The organism is Parapedobacter tibetensis, from assembly GCF_024704835.1.
Classification (GTDB): Bacteria; Bacteroidota; Bacteroidia; order Sphingobacteriales; family Sphingobacteriaceae; genus Parapedobacter; species Parapedobacter tibetensis.
On the sequence record NZ_JAMXBE010000023.1, the window covers coordinates 1 to 25,668 of the forward strand.

General features: G+C 43.4%; 24 protein-coding genes and 1 tRNA gene. 12 read left to right on the forward strand and 13 right to left on the reverse strand.

Annotated features, from left to right (window positions below; genetic code table 11):
• Positions 1-495: 495 nt before the first annotated feature.
• Both NF543_RS23230 and NF543_RS23235 read right to left on the reverse strand, forming a co-directional pair.
• Complete coding sequence (locus NF543_RS23230; protein WP_257670600.1) at positions 496-795, reverse strand: HigA family addiction module antitoxin; 300 nt, start codon at positions 793-795, stop codon at positions 496-498.
• Between the two features lie 12 nt (positions 796-807).
• On the reverse strand, positions 808-1,092 hold the full coding sequence (locus NF543_RS23235; RefSeq protein WP_257670601.1) for a type II toxin-antitoxin system RelE/ParE family toxin: 285 nt from the start codon (positions 1,090-1,092) through the stop codon (positions 808-810).
• 906 nt (positions 1,093-1,998) lie between these two features.
• Here NF543_RS23235 and NF543_RS23240 point away from each other — a divergent pair.
• Positions 1,999-2,775, forward strand: coding sequence for an alpha/beta fold hydrolase (locus NF543_RS23240; protein WP_257670602.1), 777 nt, complete (start codon positions 1,999-2,001; stop codon positions 2,773-2,775).
• A gap of 410 nt (positions 2,776-3,185) precedes the next feature.
• Here the strand turns inward: NF543_RS23240 and NF543_RS23245 are convergent, their stop codons facing one another.
• The 5 genes from NF543_RS23245 to prmC all read right to left on the reverse strand — a co-directional run bounded on the left by NF543_RS23245 (position 3,186) and on the right by prmC (position 8,267).
• Positions 3,186-4,082 carry a helix-turn-helix domain-containing protein gene (locus tag NF543_RS23245; protein WP_257670603.1) on the reverse strand — a complete coding sequence of 299 codons (897 nt, stop codon included), beginning with the start codon at positions 4,080-4,082 and terminating at the stop codon, positions 3,186-3,188.
• A gap of 72 nt (positions 4,083-4,154) precedes the next feature.
• Positions 4,155-5,153, reverse strand: a complete 999-nt coding sequence (locus tag NF543_RS23250) for an aldo/keto reductase (protein ID WP_257670604.1) — start codon at positions 5,151-5,153, stop codon at positions 4,155-4,157.
• A gap of 342 nt (positions 5,154-5,495) precedes the next feature.
• Positions 5,496-5,568 (reverse strand) — tRNA-Lys (locus NF543_RS23255).
• 161 nt (positions 5,569-5,729) lie between these two features.
• The gene (locus NF543_RS23260) at positions 5,730-7,382 is read right to left on the reverse strand and encodes an amidohydrolase (protein WP_257670605.1); all 1,653 of its coding nucleotides are present in this window, start codon (positions 7,380-7,382) and stop codon (positions 5,730-5,732) included.
• Between the two features lie 15 nt (positions 7,383-7,397).
• Entirely contained in the window at positions 7,398-8,267 is an 870-nt protein-coding gene (gene prmC / locus NF543_RS23265; RefSeq protein ID WP_257670606.1) for a peptide chain release factor N(5)-glutamine methyltransferase, read from the reverse strand.
• A gap of 77 nt (positions 8,268-8,344) precedes the next feature.
• Here prmC and ribD point away from each other — a divergent pair, with 77 nt between their 5' ends.
• Genes ribD through NF543_RS23290 form a run of 5 tightly spaced genes read left to right on the forward strand, consistent with a single transcriptional unit; the run spans position 8,345 to position 12,630 of the window.
• Positions 8,345-9,409, forward strand: coding sequence for a bifunctional diaminohydroxyphosphoribosylaminopyrimidine deaminase/5-amino-6-(5-phosphoribosylamino)uracil reductase RibD (gene ribD, locus NF543_RS23270; RefSeq protein ID WP_257670607.1), 1,065 nt, complete (start codon positions 8,345-8,347; stop codon positions 9,407-9,409).
• 19 nt (positions 9,410-9,428) lie between these two features.
• Complete coding sequence (locus tag NF543_RS23275; RefSeq protein ID WP_257670608.1) at positions 9,429-10,307, forward strand: ABC transporter permease; 879 nt, start codon at positions 9,429-9,431, stop codon at positions 10,305-10,307.
• Positions 10,308-10,322: 15 nt separating this feature from the next.
• The gene (locus tag NF543_RS23280) at positions 10,323-11,078 is read left to right on the forward strand and encodes an ABC transporter ATP-binding protein (protein WP_257670609.1); all 756 of its coding nucleotides are present in this window, start codon (positions 10,323-10,325) and stop codon (positions 11,076-11,078) included.
• A gap of 47 nt (positions 11,079-11,125) precedes the next feature.
• Positions 11,126-12,409: a DUF2851 family protein gene (locus tag NF543_RS23285; RefSeq protein WP_257670610.1), complete on the forward strand. Its 1,284-nt coding sequence runs from the start codon at positions 11,126-11,128 to the stop codon at positions 12,407-12,409.
• Positions 12,409-12,630, forward strand: a complete 222-nt coding sequence (locus NF543_RS23290) for a PspC domain-containing protein (RefSeq protein ID WP_257670611.1) — start codon at positions 12,409-12,411, stop codon at positions 12,628-12,630. Before NF543_RS23285 ends, NF543_RS23290 begins: the two co-directional genes overlap by 1 nt.
• Positions 12,631-12,637: 7 nt before the next feature.
• On the opposite strand, the gene NF543_RS23295 is transcribed toward NF543_RS23290, so the two are convergent.
• A complete protein-coding gene (locus tag NF543_RS23295) occupies positions 12,638-13,288 on the reverse strand; it encodes an ankyrin repeat domain-containing protein (RefSeq protein ID WP_257670612.1) in 651 nt (216 codons plus the stop codon).
• Positions 13,289-13,957: 669 nt separating this feature from the next.
• Here NF543_RS23295 and NF543_RS23300 point away from each other — a divergent pair.
• The 5 genes from NF543_RS23300 (at position 13,958) to NF543_RS23320 (ending at position 18,322) form a co-directional block, all read left to right on the forward strand.
• Positions 13,958-14,518 carry a UbiX family flavin prenyltransferase gene (locus tag NF543_RS23300; RefSeq protein ID WP_257670613.1) on the forward strand — a complete coding sequence of 187 codons (561 nt, stop codon included), beginning with the start codon at positions 13,958-13,960 and terminating at the stop codon, positions 14,516-14,518.
• A gap of 256 nt (positions 14,519-14,774) precedes the next feature.
• Complete coding sequence (locus NF543_RS23305) at positions 14,775-16,046, forward strand: dihydroorotase (protein ID WP_257670614.1); 1,272 nt, start codon at positions 14,775-14,777, stop codon at positions 16,044-16,046.
• Positions 16,046-16,714, forward strand: coding sequence for a hypothetical protein (locus tag NF543_RS23310; protein ID WP_257670615.1), 669 nt, complete (start codon positions 16,046-16,048; stop codon positions 16,712-16,714). Before NF543_RS23305 ends, NF543_RS23310 begins: the two co-directional genes overlap by 1 nt.
• Positions 16,715-16,731: 17 nt before the next feature.
• Complete coding sequence (locus NF543_RS23315) at positions 16,732-17,313, forward strand: DUF4199 domain-containing protein (protein ID WP_257670616.1); 582 nt, start codon at positions 16,732-16,734, stop codon at positions 17,311-17,313.
• 58 nt (positions 17,314-17,371) lie between these two features.
• Entirely contained in the window at positions 17,372-18,322 is a 951-nt protein-coding gene (locus NF543_RS23320) for a glycosyltransferase family 2 protein (RefSeq protein WP_257670651.1), read from the forward strand.
• A gap of 58 nt (positions 18,323-18,380) precedes the next feature.
• Here the strand turns inward: NF543_RS23320 and NF543_RS23325 are convergent, their stop codons facing one another.
• The 3 genes from NF543_RS23325 to NF543_RS23335 all read right to left on the reverse strand — a co-directional run bounded on the left by NF543_RS23325 (position 18,381) and on the right by NF543_RS23335 (position 22,642).
• Positions 18,381-19,694 (reverse strand): hemolysin family protein, encoded by a 1,314-nt coding sequence (locus NF543_RS23325; RefSeq protein ID WP_257670617.1) that lies wholly within the window; start codon positions 19,692-19,694, stop codon positions 18,381-18,383.
• A 120-nt stretch (positions 19,695-19,814) separates the two neighbouring features.
• A complete protein-coding gene (gene lon / locus NF543_RS23330; protein ID WP_257670618.1) occupies positions 19,815-22,274 on the reverse strand; it encodes an endopeptidase La in 2,460 nt (819 codons plus the stop codon).
• A gap of 128 nt (positions 22,275-22,402) precedes the next feature.
• The gene (locus NF543_RS23335) at positions 22,403-22,642 is read right to left on the reverse strand and encodes a hypothetical protein (protein ID WP_257670619.1); all 240 of its coding nucleotides are present in this window, start codon (positions 22,640-22,642) and stop codon (positions 22,403-22,405) included.
• 161 nt (positions 22,643-22,803) lie between these two features.
• Here NF543_RS23335 and NF543_RS23340 point away from each other — a divergent pair, with 161 nt between their 5' ends.
• A complete protein-coding gene (locus NF543_RS23340) occupies positions 22,804-23,478 on the forward strand; it encodes a tetratricopeptide repeat protein (RefSeq protein WP_257670620.1) in 675 nt (224 codons plus the stop codon).
• Between the two features lie 56 nt (positions 23,479-23,534).
• Here the strand turns inward: NF543_RS23340 and NF543_RS23345 are convergent, their stop codons facing one another.
• On the reverse strand, positions 23,535-24,089 hold the full coding sequence (locus NF543_RS23345; RefSeq protein ID WP_257670621.1) for a hypothetical protein: 555 nt from the start codon (positions 24,087-24,089) through the stop codon (positions 23,535-23,537).
• A gap of 5 nt (positions 24,090-24,094) precedes the next feature.
• A complete protein-coding gene (gene gpmI / locus NF543_RS23350) occupies positions 24,095-25,624 on the reverse strand; it encodes a 2,3-bisphosphoglycerate-independent phosphoglycerate mutase (RefSeq protein WP_257670622.1) in 1,530 nt (509 codons plus the stop codon).
• Between the last annotated feature and the right edge of the window lie 44 nt (positions 25,625-25,668).

Here is a 25,668-nt window from a genome sequence, read left to right on the forward strand (position 1 = left end):
CTATTTATTCGTTTTATCCAGTGACACAGTTGGTGTTACACTCTCTTTCTCAATAATCGTTCTTCCATTTAAGTCAATATGTTGTCTTTTTTTATCATTCCATTAACGGCACTTATGACCAAAGTAATCAATCTATAGGTCTTTTATATTGAATTGGCTACATCGTTCTGCAGCTAAGAAACGTGGGGCTTTTCGGAGCGAGTACCTGTCCACGGAAACCAGAGTTAGCTATGGAGGACAAACCTTCTGGATACCACTATCTGCCCCACGTTTTCTTAGGTGTTGCTGGCATCAGTATTTGATTATTCTTTTCAGTTGTTAATGAGAGAAATGGTAAATTCTAATTCTGTATCCTTGTTATTCGCAAAATCTTCTACGGAGGGACTGATTTCATAATCAGGTTGTATTCCATGGCCAATAATAGGCTTATACCTGTTTGGGTTAATCACCCTTTTAATAAAGGGAACATTTGCGCCGGAAGGGGATTAGCCCAACCTATGCATATTCAAATTTTTTCACGTTGGGCGGATTGATAGCCGCCTCCCTTTCGGCTTCCCTCAGGTCATAAGCCAACTGCATACGCAGCCAGAAATCGGGTTTTCCCCCGAATACCAACGATATTTTGATGGCCATGTTGGGGGTGATAGAAGCGTGCTCGTTGACGATCTTGGACAGGTTGGCCCTCGTTATGCCTAACAATTCCGCAGCCTTCGATATGGTAAGGCCATTAGCCTCGATGATGTCTTCCCTCAGGTATTCCCCTGGATGGGTGTTATGTTCAATCCCTCTTTTCATGATACTTCGTATTTAGTGGGTGTCCAAATAAATCAAATTGCAAGCGTTGCCGTTATCGAACTGAAATATGATTCGGTAATTGCCGGTGATGTCCAGCGACCAATACCCCTTGTATTCTCCCTGCAACTGGTGGGGTCCCCATGACCTGAACGGCTCGAAATCCTTCGGCACGTCATTCAGCGAATCGATAGCGTCCAGTACACGCCGTATTTTCTTGATCTGCGTTTGTGGCAACAGCTTCGTTTCGCCGGTTGTCCAATATCGTTCGAGACCTTTATGTTTGAATGACTTTATCATTTAACTGTGTTGTGCAAAGATACGCAATACAATTTATTTAAACAAGGATAGGCTTGGTAAGTAAAAACAAAACCCCATCCATCTGGACAGGGTTTCATTCGGTTAAAAATTACAGCCTCACGGCTATGAGTCAAAGATACTGAATTATGGCTAAATTGACAATGGTTATCAAACCGACAACACAAAACTAAAAAAGCCACTCTATTTGACTAGAACGGCTTTTGGTGTGACCTTAACAGGAGCTTCATCGAATCATTTTCTCGATGATTTGATAGTACTGGCAAATTTATACGATAGACTTGTCTTGAATCAAGATAATGATTTAGAGTACTTTACAAAAATCCATAACGCGAAGATAAGAAAAGAAGTGGCCAAAAGACCCGGAGGAATTAAGATTTGACCGGTTCGATTCCAATAAGCATTTCTTGGATATTCCGCGCCAAAGTACACCACTGTTCCACTCCAATATACGGTTCTTCCCCAATTTTGGTGGTGAAATAAAACGTCATCTTGCATCGGGCTCTAAAATATGCTTTTCGGTCTTAATAAAGATCTTTCTCGGAGGAAGGGAAAATCGGGAAATCGACTTGACTACCAAACTTGGGGAAGAACCACCTTTCCGAAATATACACATAGATTGTAAGACAACCTATTTAACGCCTTCCTGTACTTGGGAGTTTCGCCCAAAGTAGCCCCCTTATTCCGCAATTAAACTGACGGTCGATTCCGCTCTCACTGAAATACACAACTTACAGGTTTGACACTATTACTATTTTGTTGTTGCAAGAACGCCTCTTTTTCATAACTTCGTTTTGTACTTGTCGAGAGAACTCAGTTCCAATTTTCGCAATTATCTACAAATCAGTGCCATATCAGTAATTATAGCAATCAACAAACTTGAAATTTATGCAGATATTGAAACATAAGACAGGGAAAAGTATATCAATTAACGGCGCATCAATTTATTATGAAGAATTGGGTAACCAGTCAGGTTTTCCTATATTAATGTTACATGGCGGCTTTGGCACACTTGAAGATTTTGAGCCTATTATCAGCAATTTTTTATCAGAATTTCGAATTATTGCAATGGACGCTCGAGGACAAGGAAAATCAACCTTAGGAGATCAGCCTTTAACCTATAAGATATTGCAAGATGACGCAGAGAGATTATTAGATCACTTAAAAATCAGCAAAATTATTTTAATGGGCTTTAGTGATGGGGGCATGGTGGCTCACCGTATTGCAATTTCTGATTCAGAAAGGGTGAGTAAACTTGTTTCTATCGCAGCACCCTGGAGAAAAGAAGACCTCGATTTAATTCGCGGTTTCCTTCTAAAAGTAACTCCTGAAAGTTGGAAGGAAAAATTTAACGAATCGTATCAACTCTATGAGTCAATTAACCCTAACATTGATTTTAAAATCCTGGTCGACAATCTCAAACACATGTGGATAGACGAATCAGAAACAGGAGGATATCCTGGTAATAATGTGAAGCAAATTAACTGTCCCGCATTAATAGTGCGAGGAGACGAAGATCATCTATTTTCCCGTGAAAGTGCTGTGATGTTAGCAAGCTATTTAAAAAATGGAAAATTATTGAACATTCCATTTGGTGGGCATGAAGTTCATAAAGATCAATCAAAAATTGTTTCAGATTTAATTCTCACTTTCATTAAAGAATAATAAGATGCTAGCAACGATTTTAAGTAAGTGCAGGACAGTGAACAAAAAGTTTCCAAAGACAATCTTCATGTAAAAAGATATTCAAAAAAAATGAAGTTAAAGAAAAGTGCTGGCATACTTTTATATAAAATAGTCAATAAAGAACTGGTTTGGAGAAGAGAATGGATGTGCTAACTTAGCGTGGAGATAATGATTAATATAAATGATCAGATGGTAACAGTCTGGGGTCACAGATTTTATTGGCATAAAAAAAGGAGACAACCATTATGTGGTGTCTCCTTAAGTGACTTGCTGGTACAAAACTCGAACCTTTTATTGGATATTGGAAGATTTGAAGCTTTTAAGTGATTTAATGGGTGCTTAATTGGCCTATTTCTTATTATGTGAGCCTCATAGATGTATCTTAATCATCAGTTAAATGCCTGCCGGAATTCAAGAGGAGACAAACTGGTTTTCTTCTTAAATAGCGTACTGAACGATTGTGCGTGTTCAAAGCCTAATGTATAAGCAATTTCGCTTACCGATAAATTTGTAGTCGAGAGTTTTTCCTTCGCCTTTTCAATCAACCTCTGATGTATATGCTGTTGTGTATTTTGCCCTGTATGCATGCGCAGTAGATCGCTCAGGTAGTTTGGAGACAGGTTCATGAGTTCGGCCATGCGTTGTACCGTTAATAGTTCCGGTTGCGTTGTCGTACTGTTGTCAAAATACCCATCAACAAGGCGTTCAAATTTGGCAAGCAGTTGATGATTGTGGTTTTTCCGGGTGATAAACTGCCGCTCGTAAAATCGATTGGAATAATTGAGCAACAACTCGATTTGCGATAGGATAATTTCCTGAGTATATTTATCAATATGCAGGCATTCCTTATCGATCTTGTTCAATATTGTAATAAGATCATCTTCTTCTTCAGCAGAAAGATGCAGCGCCTCATTTACAGCGTAAGAGAAGAAGTTATAACCGTTGATGTTGCTTGCCAGATGATGGGCCAGCAAAAAGTCAGGATGGAAAATAAGCAGGTAACCTGATCCGCATTCTACGTTGTTCAGATCCAGGTATTGAACTTGATTGGGTGCAGTAAAGCTCAGAACACCCTTATTGTAATCATAATGTTGCTGACCATATCGTATTTTACCTTTGGCTTCCCTTTTGAGAGCAACACAATAAAATCTATTCACAAAACCTTTCCATACATCATCTTCCAGGAAAATACTTTCGGCGAGGTTAATCACACTTATCAATGGATGGCGTGGCTCGGGCAAAGAGAGTAACCGGTGAAATTCTGAGACTGATCTGATGGCATTCATAATACTAATTTAGATATTTTAATGTACATAGTAGCGGTTGCATCTTTAAAATGCAACCCTACAAAAAATACGCTAATCGATGAGCCCCATACTAAAATCATCGTATGGGTTGCCGGTATCAGTACCTAACGGCACAATGCTTTCGAGTTTCGACAGATCAGCTTCGTTTAATTCAATTTCGGTGGCCGCTATGTTTTGCTCTAAATATTTTCTTCGTTTGGTGCCCGGAATAGGTAAGATGCCCTTATTTATAATCCAAGCCAGTGCCAACTGTGATGTGGTTATTTTTTTCTCTTCGGCCATTGCCTCAATTGCTTTAACCAACTCAATATTCTTGTAAAAATGAGCTTCCTGAAAACGGGGGATTGCCCTGCGAAAATCATTTTCCGGTAAGTCATCTATGGTTCGGATATGTCCGGATAAAAAACCACGTCCTAATGGGGAATAAGCAACAAAACCTATCCCAAGTTTATTCAAAGCATTCAGTATGCCACGTTCTTCTGTTGTACGCTCAAATAAAGAATATTCACTTTGTACCGCCGTAATCGGGTGAACCGCGTGAGCTCTTTTTACAGTTTCTGAAGATACTTCTGATAGTCCGAGATAACCCACTTTTCCTTCCTTTACCAGCTCGCTCATCGCCTCAATGGTTTCTTCGATGGGCGTGTTTTTATCAAGTCGGTGCATATAGTACAAATCAATATATGCTGTGTTAAGATTTTTTAGAGAACGTTCCACCGCTTTTTTAACATATTCTTTTTTGCCATTTATGGCCCAGGTCACTTTGTCGTTGTCATCGATCTCCCAGCCAAATTTTGTCGCGATAATATATTTATTCCTATTACCATCTATTGCTTTAGCAATCAACTGCTCATTTTTGAAAGGGCCGTACAAATCGGCAGTATCTAAAAAATTGCCACCTAATTCGAGCGATCGGTGAATGGTGGCAATAGCTTCTTGCTCATCTGCCTCTCCATACATATTTCCTTCTTCAAAACCCGTCATACCCATACAGCCCAAACCTATAATTGGTACAGCCAAACCTTCGCTTCCCAAATTTATTTTCTTCATTACCATACTATTAATTTTAATAGGTCAAAGTTCGCTAAGAACACTTTAATAGCTGTATGCAAAGCCCTGAAAGTTGTATGCAAATCAAGGATTAACTAAATATGGATTAAGTGAAAAACGCTAAAGATTAAATCTGATGTTGTCATAGAGATTCAGGTACAATTGGATGATAAACGTAGAAGCTAACAGTATTGAAATATATCACCACGCTGGCAGACATGATAGGACTCGAACCGATGGGGATTGAATTATAACAATTAAATGCATGGATTCGATAGAAAAAACATATCAAACCAAAAAAGCCTTCAAAATTATTGATTTTGAAGGCTTTTAATTTTCCAGTGATCCCGCTGGGATTCGAACCCAGGACCCATACATTAAAAGTGTATTGCTCTACCAGCTGAGCTACAGAATCGATTACCTCGCTCTTCAAAAGCAACTTTCCCTTTTTTGGAAAGTGGTGCAAAGATAGGATTATCACCTATATCGTCCAAAATAAATTTCAGATTATTTCGGGTGTCTCGTTAACTTCCTTTATTTCAGTAATTGCCGGATTTCATCAATGTGTTGCGACCTTTACTTTTGGTCTTTTTGATACACGGCTTCACCTGCTATGACGGTTTGCAAAACACCTATGTTGCGTAATTGATCGTCCGGAGCTGTCATGATATCATCTGCCAACCATACAAAATCAGCTTTTTTACCTGCTTCAATGCTGCCTCTGCTGTCTTCTTCAAAGACTGCATAAGCGGCCCATACGGTCATGCCACGTAGCGCATCCTCGCGACTGATGGCATTCTCCGGCTGGAAGCCCCCTGTTGGGTTCCCATCATGGTCTACGCGGGCGACGGCCGCATGGAAACCGTATAATGGATTAATGTGCTCCACGGGGAAATCGCTTCCCAGTGGGAGTAAGCCCGTTTGTTCGAGCAATTGTTTGTAGGCATAAGCCCCTTTGATGCGTTCAGGCCCCAACCTTTCGCCTGCCCAATACATATCTGATGTAGCATGTGTGGGCTGAACGGATGGGATAACGGAATATTTGCCAAACTTTTCGAAATCTTGGGGAGCGACCACTTGGGCATGCTCAATACGCCACCGCCGATCATTTTGCCCTTTGAGATATTTTCCATAAATAGCTAATATCAACCGATTCGTGGAGTCGCCAATAGCGTGGGTGGCGACTTGGAAATCGCTTTCGGCAATACGGGCAATTGCAGTTTCTATTGTTTCAGGATTGAATAACAGGAACCCAGATGTCTTTGCATCTGAATAGGGTTGCAGAAGGCAAGCCCCCCGTGAGCCCAAGGCCCCGTCAGCTAAGATCTTGAAGGTGTGAGCGGTGAGCCGTTCACTTATATATGGCCCCTCCGAGAGGTAATGGTCAAGGTTAGCCTCTGAAAGGTTAATCATAGCATGATTACGGATGCGGAGTTTTTCACTTTTATATAGGCTGTCCAGCAGCATGATTGCCTGTTGGTCAAGACCAGCGTCGCTCACGGTGGTAAGTCCTACCGCCACACATGCTGCTTCGGCACGTTGTAGCATCTGTATAAGTTCAGCAACTGTTGGCTGTGGGATGATAGCAGATACGCGTGCCATGGCATTGTCGACCAAAATACCGGTGAGGCGACCATCTTTTACTTCAACCGTACCCCCTTCAATGGTAACAGGACCGCTGATGCCGGCCAATTCAAGTGCCTTGCCATTGGCCAACGCCGCATGGCCATCTATGCGTACTAGGTATACAGGAATATCCGGAAATGCTACATCCAATAGCCTCCTGTCTGGAAATGTTTTGGTGTCCCACAGATTTTGGTCCCACCCACGCCCTATGAGCCAGTCCGCATCTGGATATTCGTCCCGGAATATCTTCAGTCGCTCGACGATTTCGGCAAACGAAGTTACACCGGTCAAATCGGCTTGGCCAAGTGTCTGCGCAAACCCAAAGAAATGGGCATGTGCATCGTAAAACCCAGGATACACAGGTAAACCCTGCGCATCAATGGTTTCGTTGGCAGTGTAGGTCGAAAGGATCTCGTCCGTGCTGCCTACGGCAATGAATTTCCCCTCGCGCACGGCAAACGCCTCTGCCATGGCAAATGCGGAATCAACTGTGTATACCACGGCGTTGTGCACAATAAGGTCGGCTTGCTTTAAGCCATCACATGAAAATGCGGCAATCGATAAAGCAATCAACACACTAAATAAAGACTTGTTCTTCATCATCGTATTAAGGTTTAATTATTTTTCTTTTTTGGCATGAACCATGCGATCGGTCCGCTGCATATCTTGATGTAGTTGCACATCGTTAAAACCCTTATTGTGCAATAATTTGCATACTTGAGCACCGTATCTGCGATTGATTTCGAAATATAGACTGCCTGCTGGCCTAAGATGGGTCATTGCGAATGCAGCGATGTGTTCATAGAACAATAGGGGCGCGTTTTCCTCCACGAATAAGGCTGCATGAGGTTCATGGGCCAGCACATTCCGGTGCATACCCCCCTGTTCGGCTATGGTAATGTATGGAGGATTGCTTACTACAATATCGTAAGTTTGATCCGGTTGAAAATAGGAATCCCACTCCAGAATATCTGCATGGATGAATTCGATATCCACCGATTGGCTTGCGGCATTTTGCTTAGCCACGTCCAATGATTCCGCCGAAATATCCAGCGCATAAGTGGAGGATTGGAGGAAGATCTTCTTCAGGGCGATAGCGATGCAACCGCTTCCTGTACCGATATCCATGATGTGTAATGGTTGGCTGGTGTGGTCTTTGTAGTGGTTGGAAATCAGGTCAACCAGTTCCTCGGTTTCCGGCCGAGGGATTAATACGGATTCATTCACGGCCAATTTCATCCCCATAAACCAAGCATGGCCAAGGACGTATTGAATGGGTTTGGCATGTTTGAGTGATTGTAACGCTTCCGTCAACCATGCTGAATCTTGCTCATTCAATAATTCATATTTACGGAGCAAATAAGCGGTTTTTGACCACCCCAATCGGTCTTCAAGCAGCATGAAGCAAATGTGCCGCGCTTCATTGGCGTCGTATAAATTCGCCAATTCATCCACAAACCGTTGTTCAATATGCGCTATAGGTTGCATGTGCACAAACTTACATTATACTTTTCTTATACTCAAACGCTTCCTTTTCACTAAATTTTAATAGGTGAATTTTAATTATGTTTGCAATTATGCAGGAGCATGAAGGATATATGAGGCGTTGCTTGGAATTAGCCCAACTTGGGGCGGGGAATGTGAGCCCCAATCCAATGGTTGGAGCCTTGATTGTACATGAAGGGAAAATCATCGCCGAAAATTTCCATCAGCGGTATGGCGGACCCCATGCGGAAGTGCTGGTTGTGAATGAAGTACAGGATAAATATGGTGTACAGGCTGAAGGACTGTTGCATACTGCCACGATGTATGTAAGTTTGGAACCCTGTGCACACCAAGGAAAGACGCCACCGTGCGCCGATATGATTGCGAGGTATGGGATACCTCAGGTAGTTGTCGCTTGTCGCGATCCTTTTGATAAAGTAAATGGCGAGGGAATCAGGAAATTGGAAGAGGCCGGGGTGCAGGTAATAGAAGGTGTACTAGCCAAGGAGGCTCTTTGGCTCAATCGCCGATTCTCGACACGGGTTACACACCATCGTCCTTATATTATCCTCAAATGGGCGCAAACCGCCAATGGATACATGGCCCCTGTGGATGGTGCCCAGCAATGGATTACAGGAGCGGAGGCAAAACAGGTGGTGCACCGCTGGCGAAGCGAAGAAGATGCCATATTGGTGGGTGCGAAAACCGCCTTGACAGACAATCCGCAGCTCACCGTCAGGGAGTGGCGAGGCAGGAATCCCAAACGAATACTCATCGACAAACAGCTTGCAGTGCCAGCAACCGCCAACTTATATGGGGAAGGGGGCGAAACGATTGTTTTTAATGCGTTAAGATCAGATTGGGAGGGTAATACAAAATATATTGCATTGGAAAACTTCGATTGGTACTTACCACAGAATATTGTTTTCCAGCTTTATTTGATGGATGTGCAATCACTCATCGTGGAAGGAGGAAGAAAGACACTCGATCATTTCATTGAAGCGGGATTATGGGACGAAGCCCGGGTATTTACTTCTCCTGATATATGGCATGATGGAGTGGATGCGCCGGAGTTGCATCGCAAACCTCTCCATACCCAGATCGTGGGGCGCGACAGGTTGGATGTTTTTGTTAAAACCCCATAGGTTTAAAAACAGTAATACAATGGATTTTTACGTTGCGGCGATTATCCAGGCATTATGCTTTGGTCCTTTGGTGATGGGACTGTTCCTGTCCATGAAGATATTCAATATTCCGGATATCACTACGGATGGCAGTTACACGTTGGGGGCGGTCATTACAGCCGTGGGTTTATCCAATGGCTATCCGCTCCTGGCTGTATTTGTGTTGGCTATGTTCGGCGGGGCCTTGGCCGGATGTTGTACAGCACTTATACATACTCGGTTGCGCATTCATGCATTGCTGGCCGGAATATTGGTGATGACTGCTTTGTATTCCATCAATCTGACCCTGCTTGGGCGTTCCAACATGCCGTTGCTTGGTTATCGAGATCTATTCACTTGGTTTGATGTGTTTGCCGTTTCCGATTATAATACATTATCCGTATTGCTGGTGGTTTTGGCCATATTATTCTTATCCATGAGCTACATGTTGCGCAGTGATTTTGGAATAGCGATGCGGGCTACCGGCGACAGTGAGAGCATGATTCGGGCACAGGGGGTAAACACGGCACGGATGAAGGTATATGGTTTGGCGGTATCCAATGTATTGGTAGCATTGAGTGGATGCTTGATGGCGCAGTTTCAGGGGTTTACAGACATTAATATGGGAATTGGTATCGTAATCAGTGGATTGGGAGCTGTTATAATCGGCGATACCTTAATTAATTTTTTGAAGGCCCGCTCTATACCTTCCATGTTGGCCTGCGTACTTTTTGGCGTTGTCATATTCCAATCGATATTGGCTATCGCGCTAAGTGCGGGTGTGGATGCCAATTTGTTGAAACTGACTACATCGCTGCTGGTTTTGATCATTGTGGCCTTGCCACGCGTAGGTTCTTTTTTACAATTAAGTAAACGCTAAAATTGGAAATAACGGATGCTGCAAATCCAAAACATAAGTAAGGTATTCAATGCTGGCAAAGCTACGGAAGTAATCGCAGTGGACGGCGTGACACTCCAGCTTGGAGCGGGAAGCCATACCGTGGTCGTCGGTGCAAACGGTTCGGGCAAAAGTACGCTGCTCAACCTTGTTGCGGGTAGCACGTATGCCGATAGGGGCAAGGTGCTGCTGCGTGGGAACGAAATCCAGGGAATGCCCGATTATAAGCGGAGCCGATGGATTGCACGTGTATTCCAAAACCCGTTGGCTGGCACGGCGGCCTCATTGAGTATCCTGGACAATTTCAGGATGGCGGCATTGCGGAAATCACCCAAATGGATAAAATTGGGAGTGGATAGTGATTTCAAGAAGTTGGTTTATGACCAGGTGGCCACACTGGGAATGGCGCTTGAAAATAAGCTTACGCAACCCATGGGCACATTGAGTGGTGGGCAACGGCAGGCGCTCACGTTGTTGATGACCGTAATGGCTGATGTGGATGTGCTCTTGCTTGATGAACCCACCGCTGCCTTAGATCCCCGTTCGGCAAAGGAAGTCATGGAAATCGCTGATAAAATTATCCATGAGAACAAACTTACCGCTTTGTTAGTGACCCACAACATCAATGAGGCGCTACATTATGGAACACGGCTTGTCCAAATGGAAAATGGCAAGATCATACGTGACTATGACAAACAGGAAAAACTGACGCTTAACCATACGGAAGTGATTTCTTGGTTCGATTATTATTAACCAAATTTGCAAATTAATTTCAATGTATGTACCTTTAACAAGTGACCTTGCCTGAAGACATATTGCATTTTATCTGGAAGTATAGACTATATCATACCCATGACCTACAGACCATAAGTGGCAAAACCCTTTCTGTGCTTTATGCGGGTGTGCATAACGATAATGCAGGGGCTGATTTCTTGGATGCACGGATACATATCGGCAATACGGAATGGGTAGGGAATGTAGAAATCCATGTACAATCGTCCGATTGGAATGCGCACCGCCACCATCATGATAAAGCATACAATAACGTAATATTGCACGTGGTGTATGAATACGACAAGGCCATAAGCCGTGAAGACGGCACATTGCCAGAAACCTTGGAACTAAAGCCCCTAATTCCGGTACATATTTTACCAAAATACCGTGAAATGATGAGTGGCATGTATTGGATACCTTGTGAAAAACTCATCCATACAGTTCCCTCATTTCAGTTGTCCCAATGGTTGTCGCGTTTACTGGTCGAACGTTTTGAACATCGTGTTTCCGCCGTTTATGAGTTGCTTGCACAACAGCGAGGAAGCTGGGAAGACACTTGCTATATATGGATGGCCCGAAGTTTTGGGTTCAAAGTGAATGCTCAGGCATTTGAGCTGCTGACGCGTGTACTGCCCCAATCCATCGTTGCCAAACACAAGCATCGCGCTTTGGCGGTGGAAGCCCTATTTTTCGGTCAGGCTGGCATGCTGGAAGATAGGGTGTTTAAAGATGATTATCCGCAAAAGCTGCAACAGGAATACAACTATCTACGAACATTGCATTCACTTTCGCCGATGGACGCATCTGCATGGAAATTCATGCGAACACGGCCCAGTAACTTCCCTTCCATCCGCATTGCGCAATTTGCGGCACTATGCCTGAAATCTTCCCATTTATTTTCCGCCATACTGGATACCAAGGAGATCGGTGGGCTACAATCCTTGTATGAGGAGTTGCCCGTGAATCCATATTGGAAAGAACACTACCAATTTGATACCCCTTCTTCCTTGCATGGCTGTCAATTTGGATCGCGGTCTATTGATACGATCCTGATAAATTCAGTGGCAGTTATTTTATTTGCATATGGCAAATATATTGGCAAAGAAATGTATATTTACCGAGCCATAGCCTTGTTGGAAAGCCTTAAAGCGGAGGACAATGCGGTTTTGAGGCGTTTTTTGGCATTGGGTATCCAAGCAAGGCAGGCAGCTGAATCACAGGCTTTGTTACAAATGAAGGCATTTTATTGTGATAAGAAGAAATGCTTGAATTGTAGTGTAGGATTGCAGTTAATCAAACACAATGAATGATGGTAAAGCGAATTCTCTTATTTTTTGAACAGCAATCCTTTGGCGTGTGTACGTATATCGGTGAACGATTTAACGTATCCATATCCAAAATCCGGTTATTCTTTATCTACACATCTTTTTTGGCTGTAGGGTTCCCAATTATTTTTTATTTCTTGGCGGGTATCGTGTTGGATTTCCGAAACTACATTAAACGTATGCGCCATCGGCTTTGGGATGTTTAAGCACGCGCTAAACCTTCAGGATACTGGCAATATCGGCATACCCTTTTTCGGCAGCCAGATCAGATGCGGTTTTGCCCATGTCATTCTGGATTTCAACAAGCGCACCGTGTTCCAAAAGTAAGATAATGAGGTCGATGTTGCCGTTTTGGGCAGCAACATGCAGCGGGCTCGTACGCGATGACTGGAGGACATTTACCTCTGCTCCAGCCTCCATGAGCATCTTTGCAATATGCTCAAAACCCGAACCAATGGCAGTATGGAGGGGATATACATTGTAGCCGTTTTGTGACTGCACATTAGCGTCTGCACCTTTTGCTAATAGAAAATGGACAACATCTTCATTCCCGAAATGTGTGGCAATGCCCAGCGGCGTGAAGCCATGATCGGAAACCTCGTCTAGCAAACTCGGTGTGTTTTCAACCATGGCTTGCACCTGCTCCAGTAGCCCGGCGGCGGCGGCTTCATGTATGGTTAGCTCGTCCAGATGCTTCAAAAGCACTTTAACGATTTGGGGTTTATTGTAATAACAGGCAAGTAGCAATGGGGATATATCATGGCTGGTCTTTTGTTTGCTTAGATTTGGACTTCCGTTCAATAAGTCATCAATTGCTAAGCTGTTACCTGTTTCGATATATTCTTCTAATAAACTAAGGCTCATTCGATATGATTTGGTTCATTTAAATAATCACAACACGAAATAACTAAAAAAATATCAAAAATAGCGCACATGGGATGTTTTTTAAGGTAAAATACAGTTAAACAATGTACTACTGTAATAAATTATGGATGTGGCACAGGAAATTTTTGGATATAGGCTTACCATTCCTTTTGTTAAAATGTAGGCAACTTTGTAGTCGTTTGTAGTATTACATCTACAAAATTATTTTTTTAACATAGTTATTGTTTTATTTCGTCATACTTAACAGTACTTTTGTATTGCCCTCCCAAAGGGCATGTTTTTCATAGGTAGATGTAGGGTCGAATATTCATTATTCGGCCCTTTTTTATTTCACAGACGAAGTATCATATCAAGTAATTTCCATAAGAAAAATTTGCTCGATTGTTAAAAAATGTAAAATGTTTTTTTGACTATAAGAATGAATTTACATTTTTGCGCCCGTACTGTTAGTCTATTCATCTAAAATTAACGTTAGTTTTTTATGTTAGCATGTAGCAAACGCTTACCTAAGTTTTTATTCGTTTTTCTTTGTTTTTTGGAGATTATCTCGGTTGGGATCCGGTCGAGATAACGGTGTTTGAACCTATGAAGTTTTACAAGAGGGAATAGTGCCTCTTTTTTCATAGCTTTGAAATTTATTCCGAAGATATGCCGAGAAAAATTATCGTAGCTGTTACGGGCGCTAGTGGATCTATTTATGCCAAAGTATTATTTGACAAACTTCTGGCCCTCCATCCTCAGCTGGATACTGTGGGTATTGTGATGTCAGACAATGCAAAGGATGTATGGAAATTTGAGTTGGGAAACAGCGATCACAACAACTATCCATTTACGTTTTACGATAAGAATGACTTTTATGCACCGTTTGCTTCCGGATCGGCCAAGTTTGACACGATGATTGTATGCCCTTGCTCCATGGGTACATTGGCACGGATTGCACATGGTACATCATCCGACCTGACCACCCGGGCAGCTGATGTGATATTGAAAGAAAGACGGAAACTGATTATGGTACCTAGGGAAACCCCATTGAGCTTGATTCACATTCGTAATATGCAGGCAGTCGTTGAGGCCGGCGGTATTATTTGCCCAGCAAGCCCTTCATTTTATAGCCTGCCTAAAAATTTTGAGGAACTGGCTTCCACCGTAGTAGACCGTGTGCTGGGATTGGCGGATTTGCAGGTGGATAGCTATGAGTGGGGTGGATGATTATTCACGTCGATTCATATTATTTCAAAATAAAGACTTGCCATTGTGGCGGATTTTGTACTTTTGTTTTTTAATGAATGTGCACTCAGCCATAATTCCATTAAAAACAAACTTTCCGGACTTTTTAGTGCCATTCATATCTCTTTTCAAATACTTGAGTCATTCAGTGCCCGCGATTGGATATTCCAATGGTTATTTTATTCCCATAAATCGGACGAAAACATCACGCTATAAAAACACTACGCTATAAACGTACATGAATACCCTGCTAATCAAGTCTGCCAACGTGGCCTTTCCAGATAGCCCTTACTACAACAAGGAGGTGGATATCTTAGTGGAGAAAGGAAAAATTGTCAATATCGCTCCCCGAATCAATATCGATAGCAACAAGGTAAGCGTTTTTGATGCTAAGGGCCAATACATCGCTCCGGGTTTCTTTGACCTGAACGTCAATTTTGGTGAACCGGGTCTGGAAACGAAGGAAGATATCCTATCAGGATGCGCAGCGGCTGTAGCTGGTGGATTTACCGGTGTAGCCGTACACCCCAATACGCATCCTCCCGTGCACAGCCGTTCGGAAGTGGCCTTGATTGTGAACCGTGCAAAGGATTTGCCTGTTGACGTATATCCCATAGGCGCCGTGAGCAAAAGACGGGCAGGGGAGGAGTTGGCCGAACTGTACGATATGAAGCTTGCGGGTGCCATCGCCTTTGGAGATGGCAACAAAAGTATACTGCAAGCGGGTTTGATGAGCCGGGCTTTGTTATACAGCAAAGGGATTGGCGGTTTGGTGCTGTCATACCCCGAGGATACGTCTGTAGTCGGTGGTGCCAAAATGAATGAAGGAGTGATGAGTACATACCTCGGGATGAAGGGCAACCCGAACCTAGCGGAAGCACTTATGGTCGCCCGCGATTTATACCTTGCCGAATATAATGATGCGCCCATACATTTTACGACTATCAGTACCTCCGAATCTGTAACGCTCATCCGGAAGGCTAAGGCAACAGGCATTAAAGTAACCTGTGATGTAGCTGCCCACCATTTGGTGCTAACGGATGATCTAATCGCCGGTTTTGATAGTAATTATAAAATGAGCCCACCTTTGCGTACCAAAATTGATGTGAAAGCATTGCTCAAAGGACTTAAAGATGGCACCATAGATGCCATCGTCTCACAACATACTCCACATGAAATCGAATTTAAGAATGTGGAATACCAAATTGCGGCAGATGGAATCATCGGCTTACAAACTGTGCTGCCGCTTGCACTGAAAGCGGGATTGACAGTAAACCAAATTGTGGAGAAATTGGCAATCGGCCCTCGGAATGTATTGGGGCTTCCTATTCCTGAATTACGGGAAAAAACATTAGCAAACTTCATTTTATTCGATACTGAAGCGAAATGGTATTTTGACCGACAGACAAACCGGTCAAAATCGAGCAATAGTCCTTTGATGGGCACTGAATTGAAGGGGAAAGTAACAATTGTGGCAAATAAACGTCAAATTATAAACACACAAATCTAATGGAAGAGCATATACAGAAAGCCCTTGGAGCTTGCCTGCATACGTATGGTGAGATGGCGGAGTTTGGTGCAAATGAGCTTTTGGGTAAGCTTATTGAGGTATTTGAGTTAGAAGCCCCATATCTAGAAAAAGTGTCAGGCTTGGATGCGGCCTTTGACGACCATCCGCGATTCGAGGAGTTGAGGGAAATTGTCTTCGATTTGCTGTTGATGAATTTCTTCGCTGCCGATGTGGAAAAATTGGAGGCGGATTACCTCGAATCTGAGGAATGGGAAGCGATAGAGGAGCAGACCATAGAACGAGGAACAGAGCTATTAAACCTCTTGCTTTACCTGCGTGAATGCGCAGACGAAGATATTGAGCCACAGCTTGTGGATTATCTCAAGGAATTTTTGCTTGTAGATGAGGATGAATTCCAAGATGAATACCGGATATATGAACCGGTAATTGCCAACCAAATACTCACCGATACCTCATACGATGAGATTGCAAAAGTTGCTTCAAAAATCCCCGAAAACCAAGAGTTGGCTGAATTCTTCTACCCGTTGATGGGTTTTTTCTACGAACAGAACCCATCTGAGCAGGATTTGGAGGATTACGCCCGTTCAAGTGCCAATCCGGCTTTTGAAACTGCGGTGTATAAATTATTGACAGCATATAATCGTTAATCTAAAAACAAATAACCATGACAACAAATCTAAACACTGAAGAAAAACCAAATGCTAAGAAAATCGCAATCAATAATGCGCTCATTTGGGCAGTAATTAATATCATCATTTTTTTATTGATCTATTACGCTTCGCCTTCCCTGATGGGTAATTTTGCTTATGCATTTATTCAATTGGCTATCGCAATCGGCCTTGCCATATACTTCACGCTTGATCTGCGGAAAAAAATAGGCGGATATTGGTCGTTCAGGGAAGCCTTGGGTAACATATTCCTGATGTTTATCGTGCAGGTGATTGTTGTAACACTGGTTACCACTGCTTTTGGCAAATGGATTGAACCTGGATATGCGGATACAATGAGAGAAATTTCACTCAATGCCACGACAAAGATGGCCGAGACATTCAGCTCTGATCAAGAGCAGATTGACAAGATCATTGAAGAAGCGGAGAAAAGCATTGAAAAGCAGGTCAATCCCAGTTTCATGGATTTGGTGAAGAGCTTGGCCATAGCAGCCATCTTCTATTTTATCGGTGCTTTGATCTTTGCTGCGATTTTTAAACGTACCGCGCCGGTATTTGCTCCAGTTGATGAAGAATAGCCGGTATATATATCAAGCAATTTAGCTAAGTTTGCGTCATTGCATGACTATGCTTGATATGGATATTTCTGTCGTCATTCCTTTATATAATGAAGCTGAGTCCCTGCAGGAGCTTATCGCATGGATTAAGCGTGTAATGGATGACCATCGGTTCAGCTATGAAATTATCTTGATAGACGATGGCAGTACCGATGAATCATGGATGATCATCGAGGGATTGAAGGCCATGAATCCGAGAATCACGGCCGTGAAGTTCAGGCGCAACTATGGGAAATCAGCCGCACTCAATGTAGGGTTTGCGGCTACACAGGGCGATGTAGTGGTTACCATGGATGCTGATTTGCAAGATAGCCCCGATGAGATACCTGAATTGTACCGGAAAATTATCCACGAGGATTTCGATTTGATATCAGGATGGAAGCAGCAGCGCCATGATCCAATTAGCAAGACCATTCCCACCAAATTGTTCAACGCTGTGACCCGAGGAGTATCAGGTATTAACAACCTCCACGATTTCAATTGTGGATTAAAGGCTTACAAGAAGGACGTGGTAAAGAGTATTGAGGTTTATGGCGAAATGCACCGCTACATCCCAGTAATAGCCAAATGGGCTGGGTTCAGACGCATAGACGAGCAAGTGGTGCAGCATTACCCGCGCAAATATGGTAAGACGAAGTTTGGGGCAGGGAGATTCATCAAAGGATTTTTGGATCTGTTATCCATATTCTTTGTTGGCAAATTTGCCAAACGTCCCATGCATTTTTTTGGTACTATGGGCGTACTGAGTTTTTTGGCAGGTTTTGTCATCGCCGTATGGCTCATTGCGGAGAAATTAATCAGCATTGCCAACCAAAGTCCATACCGCAATGTGACCGATCAACCCTTGTTTTTCTTTGCACTGGTTGCCATTATCATAGGTACACAATTGTTTTTGACTGGGTTTATTGCCGAGCTGGTTTCCCGTAATAGCGTAGATCGCAATAATTATCAAATTGAAAAAGTCATTTGAATTCGGTAGACCAAAGCTTGGAAGACTGAAGGTGAAGGGCCCAAGCAGCAGTTAAGGCTTATAGCTGTGATTTTCCTTCTTCCAAAAGAGTTACGAGCACCTTATCGATGCGGTTTCCATCCATATCCATCACTTCAAACTCGTGGTTTTTCCACTGCATGCGTTCACCCACCGTGGGCATGTGGCCAAGTTTGAGTAAAACCAATCCTGCAATGGTATTGATGCTACCCAATCCATTATTTTCTTCTCCTTCCGAGATTTCTATATGTAGGGCAGTAAACAGGTCGTCGAGTTGGTATTGGCCATCGATGAGGAGGCTGCCGTCTTCCCGTGTCACGATTTCGGGCTTTTCGGCTGTGTCGCTCTCTGAGATGTTGCCAACTAAGCTGCTCAGTATATCATTGAGTGTGACGATACCCTGCAATGAGCCATACTCGTCAAGCACAATGGCCTGGTGTATTCTGGATACTCTGAATTTGTTGAGTATGCTGTATGCCGAACTGTTTTCGTGTACGTAATTGAGGGGTTGGGTCAGTTGGTTGAGGCGGATGGGTTGGGCGATGAGGTATTGCTTGAGCAATGATTTGATATGTACTACCCCGATGATGTTGTCCAATCCACCCTGGCATACCGGATATACCGAGTGCCCACTTTCCAATATGGTCTCTCTATGGAGCTCATAGGGATCATCTATATCCAGCCATACAATATTGCTGCGGTGCGTCATGAGGTTAATCGCCTTTTTGTCGCCTAAGCTGAATACTCGATCCACGATTTCATGCTCGATATGTTCGATTGCGCCAATATCTGCTCCTTCATCAACCAAGGCCTTTATTTCTTCCTCGGTAACGGCATTTTGAGAAGTTTTGATATTCAATAGCTTGACAATTGCCTCGGTGGTAATGCTCAGCAGCCAGACGAATGGGGCCACTGCCAAACTCAAAATTTTCATGGGAACGGCCACTGCCATGGCATATTTTTCGGGAATAGCCATGCCGATACGCTTAGGTACCAATTCGCCCAATACGAGCGTAAGGAATGTGATCGTAATGACCACGATAAGCACAGATAACTGCCCGCTGTATGCAGCTAGCCATGCTATTTCGGATAGGTATACATCGAGGCGTAGGGCTATCGTAGCTCCTCCAAAAAGACCAGTCAAAATGCCTATGAGCGTGATGCCAATCTGTATGGTGGATAAGAATTGGTTAGGTGATTCCTTCAGTTTAACCACTTGTTTGGCTGATGTCTTTTTCTTATCAACCAACACTTGTAAGCGAGTTTTCCGACTTGATAAAATGGCGATTTCAGATGCCGATAAAATGCCATTCAACAGGATCAACGCCAAGATAACCAGCGATTCTGTAAGCATGAAGCTAAGATAAACAATAATTTGAATAAACAAAAAGAGGTGTCAAAAGACCTCAACCATTGCATAGCTTACTCATGCGATGGCTGAAGTTCCTTGATGTCGTTGAATTGAATGTCTTTATTATGCCTGCTCTAAGTCCATTTTCTTGGGGCTTTTCACCTTTTGGCTCAACAAAGCGATGTTGACCACCTCATGCATCTCCGTAACATAATGGAATGTCAAGTCCTTTATGTAGTCCTCCTTAATTTCCAAAATGTCTTTTTTGTTGGCTTTAGAGAGGATAATTTGCTTAATGTTAGCCCGTTTGGCGGCCAATATTTTCTCTTTTATTCCACCTACAGGGAGCACCTTCCCACGTAAGGTGATTTCACCGGTCATAGCGAGCTTTTCTTTCACTTTTCGTTGGGTGAAGCTTGATGCTAACGCGGTGAGCATAGTGATGCCGGCCGACGGACCGTCTTTCGGCGTGGCACCTGCTGGTACATGGATATGTACATCCCATTGATCAAACACCTTATAATCAACTCCAAATTCCTCAGAGTGGGCCCTGAGGTAGGCCATCGCAATGCTAGCCGATTCCTTCATCACATCCCCCAGGTTTCCGGTCAGCGTAAGCTTACCTTTTCCCGGACTCAAGCTTGATTCGATGTAGAGAATATCGCCGCCAACCTGTGTCCAAGCCAATCCGGTGACCACCCCTGCTACTTCATTATTTTCATAAAACTCCTTGTCGAATATCGGTGCGCCAAGGATTTTTTCCACTTCTTCGGCGTCAATGGATTTGGCGATGGGGGTTCCCATTACAATATGGGTTGCTACTCCCCGTATAATGGAACCGATTTTCTTTTCTAGACCACGCACACCCGATTCACGTGTATATTCGTCGATAATTTTTTCGATGATTTTGGAACGGATGGAAAGCTCTTTTGCTTGGATACCATGTAGTTCCCGTTGCTTGGGAATAAGGTGTTTTTTTGCAATTTCTATTTTTTCCTCTATGGTATAGCCATTTACTTCAATGACTTCCATGCGATCAAGCAAAGCAGGTTGTACGTTGCTTAACGAATTGGCTGTGGCGATGAACATGACGTTTGACAAGTCATAGTCCAATTCTACGTAATGGTCATAGAAAGCATTATTCTGCTCGGGATCCAGTACCTCTAGCAAAGCGGATGACGGGTCGCCTCTGAAGTCGCTACCGACTTTATCGATCTCATCAAGCACAAATACGGGATTCGAAGCCCCTGCTTTTTTAAGCGATTGAATGATGCGTCCCGGCATGGCGCCAATGTATGTTTTGCGGTGACCCCTTATTTCGGCCTCGTCGCGGATTCCACCGAGTGCCATCCGTGTATATTTGCGTCCAAGTGCCCTGGCGATGGATTTGCCCAAAGAGGTTTTCCCCACCCCTGGGGGGCCCACCAAACAGAGGATGGGGGCCTTCATATTGTTCTTCAATTTCAGCACGGCCAGGTATTCGATGATTCGTCGTTTTACTTTTTCAAGCCCGTAATGATCCTTATCCATGATTCGTTTTGCGCGTTGGAGATCGAAGTTGTCCTTGGTAAATTCATGCCAGGGCAGCTCAAGTAACAATTCAAGGTAATTCACTTGTACGGAATAATCCGCCGCCGCAGGGTTAATGCGGGCGAGTTTATCAAGCTCCTTGGTGAAATGCTCATTTACCTCCTTTGACCATTTTTTTGCCTTTGCACGTTTACGCAAGTCATCCATTTCTAGGTCGGGTGTATTACCCCCTAGTTCCTCCTGGATAGTTTTTAGTTGCTGGTTGAGAAAGTAATCCCGCTGCTGTTTGTCTAGGTCGCCTCTTACCTTATTTTGAATTTGGGTCTTGAGTTCCAGCAGTTGAAGTTCTACATCGAGTTGTTCCAGTACTTTTCCAGCACGTTTGTCCAAGTCGGCTATTTCCAACAAATGTTGCTTGAATTGGAGGTCGGCATTGAGGTTAGAAGAAATGAAATTAATAAGAAACCCGGGGCTTTCAATGTTTTTGATAGCGATACCAGCCTCACTTGGTATGTGTGGCGAGAGCTGGATAATCTGCAATGCCATTTCTTTAATGGAAGACATCAGCGCATTGAATTCCCTGTTTTTTTTGTGTTTTTTCTCTTCAAAACGCTCGATACGGGCTTTGATATATGGGTCGTTTTGAATGAGCTCATGCAACCTGAAACGTTGTTTGCCTTGTATGATTACCGTCGTATTGCCATCAGGCATCTGCAATATCTTGATAATCATCGCCACCGTGCCTACTTTGTTGAGCTGCTCAAACGAAGGGTCTTCGATAGACATGTCTTGCTGCGATACCACGCCGATGATGCGATCGCCTTTATAGGCTTCCTTGACCAGCTTGATGGATTTGTCTCTGCCTACCGTGATGGGTATCACCACGCCGGGAAACAAAACGGTATTACGTAACGGAAGGATGGATAGCGATTCGGGAAGATCCGCATTGCTCATCTCATCTTCATCTTGCTGGCTGAGCAAGGGGAAAAATTCGGTGTCTTCATTTATGATGGGTATAGCCTGGTTAAAATCGAATGGATCAAAATTGCTCATGAATGTTTTTTGTCTTATGATGTTACGGCGCCACATTGGCAGCCTACCTTCTTGTTCTATATAATTATATATCTATTTAAGTATGTGCAAGGCCTATGCCAATGGTGAATTTTTTCGATATTTCATCATTAAACTGTACCAAAAGGCATACATACTGAAAAAAAGTCAGCCACCGAAACAACAGAATGGAATGGTTGCATGGTGGATAAATATAAAAAAATAAAGGAAAAAACTAGCATGAAATAATAAAATGGTTGATTTGGAGTTTTAACATTAAATTTACCCAATCCCTTTGCGCTTGAGGGGTATTTCCAGCCAAGCAGCAGGGGCTGGGGTTTTTTATGGTTCCACTTTTTCAGGTGGGACATCAGTGAGTAAAATTGTATTTGACAGCAAATATAGCTAAGTTTGTAGCACGGATATTGCAGTACTGCGCGAAAGCGAAAATGTTCCATGAATGTGTGGCATGTCATAGAAGGGCCATTATGGAGACGCAACGCATAAAGGATTTTAGTATAATTTAAAAGTAATGAAACGAGACAAATTGAACATGTTTCTTAGGAAACTTAACCATGGTGTTGTAGGTGGAATGCTATGCTTTACGGTATTGCTTGCACAAGGGCAGACAACGGAAACCGCCCCGAGCAATCCTAACGTCCGTTTAGGACAGAAAGCATTGCTGGATGGCGATTTCAAGAGCGCTGCCAATTACCTGCAGAAAGCCCTCCCAGCGGAAGCAGGCGATCCAGATGTGATGTATATGCTGGGGTATTCCCAATTCCAAATTGGAGAATATAAGAAGTCCTTGGCGTCTTTTGGCAAGGTAGTGGCATTACGTCCCGACCATGGATCTGCATACTATTACCTTGGCAAAGCCAAAAATATATTGGCTGTGCAGACCGAAACAAAAACCAGTTCCGGTAATAGAGAGAAGATGCTGAGTGCGGCTATAGCTGATTATTCCAAAGCCATCGAATTGAATGCCGAGGATGTAAAACTATATCAAAACAGGGCGATTGCCTATCGTGATTTGGGTATTTTGCGGGGGACATCAGGGACATCCAACTATGATAAGGCCATTGCCACGGAAGCTTATAACAACTGCATTGCTGATTTGGAACAAGTTTTGGCATTGACACCGGGTAAAAAAGATATCCAGACGGAGATTAAAAAGGCCAAGGTATACCGAGATAATTTAAAGTAAGCAGTTTTTTTTTGTAAAGCGAATAAAGAAGCTTTGGCAATCCCGCCAAAGCTTCTTTATTGTTGGAAGGTACCGGCGACGAGGTAATTGCTTTCGCCAATTATACGTACATGTTGTTGCTTCGTGATACGGTATAGTGAGTCCGGATAGTAATCAAGTTGTTCATCGGTTTGATACAGCATGTTTTTTATGCGGTTGCTGACACCGATGTGTTTGATAGTACCATCGTCACCCTTTTCCACCGTGATCTGTTCGGTGCGTAATTCGGGATCAAGACTCGTGTATACCAGAGACGTCATCGTGCTATCAATTTTATAGCTGCTTTGCCAAGCAGCCTTGTTAATGTCGGAATCAATGAACAAGGCCAATTCACTTTCCCAGTTATCAATTTGGATGTCGTGGCTTTCTGTTTCACCATTTTTGGATACCATTTTGGAGATACTGGGGGCTAACTGTTGCAATCGGGAAGCCTCCTGCTGAAAATAGTCCTCCAAGCTGAAGTAGGGTTTCACATGATTAGCCACCTGAACATCGTCGGTGGTACAGGATATGGCTGATAGCATGATGGCGACTACAAAACAAGCGTTTGCTATGTCGGTTTTCTTGACCATATTTATTAAACCAGTATTTCTCCAGTCATTTCAATAGGAATGGGTAGACCCATTATTTTCAATATGGTTGGTGCAATATCTCCCAATTTGCCATTAGACACGGATGTGTAGTCATTGTCGATGAGGATGCAAGGTACAAGATTGGTCGTATGGGCGGTGTTGGCCGAGCCATCGTCATTGATCATGAATTCGGCGTTTCCATGGTCCGCGATAATGATGAAACTGTATCCTGCATTGAGCCCACACTCCACGACTTGCTTTGCGCATCTATCTATGGTTTCTACCGCTTTCACTACAGCCTCAAATACCCCAGTATGCCCCACCATATCAGGATTAGCAAAATTGAGACAAATGAAATCAGGCTGTTTAGCTACGATATGGGTGCATATGGCATCTGCCACACCTTGTGCGCTCATCTCGGGTTGTAAGTCATATGTAGCCACTTTTGGTGAGGGAATGAGTATACGATTCTCACCATCGAATACTTGTTCGCGCCCTCCGGAAAAGAAAAAGGTTACATGTGGGTACTTTTCAGTTTCCGCAATCCGTGTTTGCGTTTTGCCGCCGTTTTCGAGCACCTCACCAAGTGTGTTTACTAGGTTATCTTTATGGAATACAACATTGACATCTTTAAATGTCTCGTCATAGGCGGTCATGGTAACATAATGCAAATCCAAGGGCTTCATTTGTTGCTCCGGAAATGCTTTTTGCGTAAGCGCTATGGTAATCTCGCGTCCTCGGTCAGTGCGGAAGTTGAAACATACTACTACGTCGCCATCCTTCACGGTGGCAATGGGCGTGCCGTGGGCATCGGTCTTGACAATGGGTTTTATAAATTCATCGGTAACGCCCTCATCATATGACTTTTGGATGGCTTTGGCTATATCGTCTGTAGGAAAGCCTGTGCCGTGAACCAACAAATCATAAGCTTGTTTCACTCGTTCCCAGCGGTTGTCACGATCCATCGCATAATACCTGCCGATGGCTGATGCAATTTGTCCTGTACTTGTAGTGAGAAATTGTTCGATGTCTTGTACATATCCGAGGCCTGAATTGGGGTCGGTATCCCGGCCATCCAAAAAAGCATGGACAAATACTTGATCATTGTTCAAGCCAGCATTTTTTGCCGCATTGCATAAACCTTTTAGGTGTTTGGTATGGGCATGGACTCCGCCATCGGATAATAGGCCGATGAAATGCACATGCTTCTCATTGGTCTTGGCATAACGAAATGCTTCCTGGAGGGTTTCGTTTGTGTCAAACTCTCCATCATTGACGGCTTTATGAATCCTGCCGAGTTCCTGATAAACAACCCTCCCGGCACCTAAATTCATATGTCCAACCTCTGAATTACCCATTTGGCCCTCAGGAAGGCCTACGGCTTCCCCAGAAGCTTCCAGCTTGGAATTGGGATAACGGGATAGTAATTCGTCTAAAAAAGGTGTGTTTGCAGCCAGTACGGCATTCGAATGATCTGATTTGCCATAACCTAAGCCATCTAAGATTACGAGCGCTACTTTTTTCTTGTTATTCACAAATGCAAATATACGCTTTTTTAAGAAAATCGAATGAATGGATA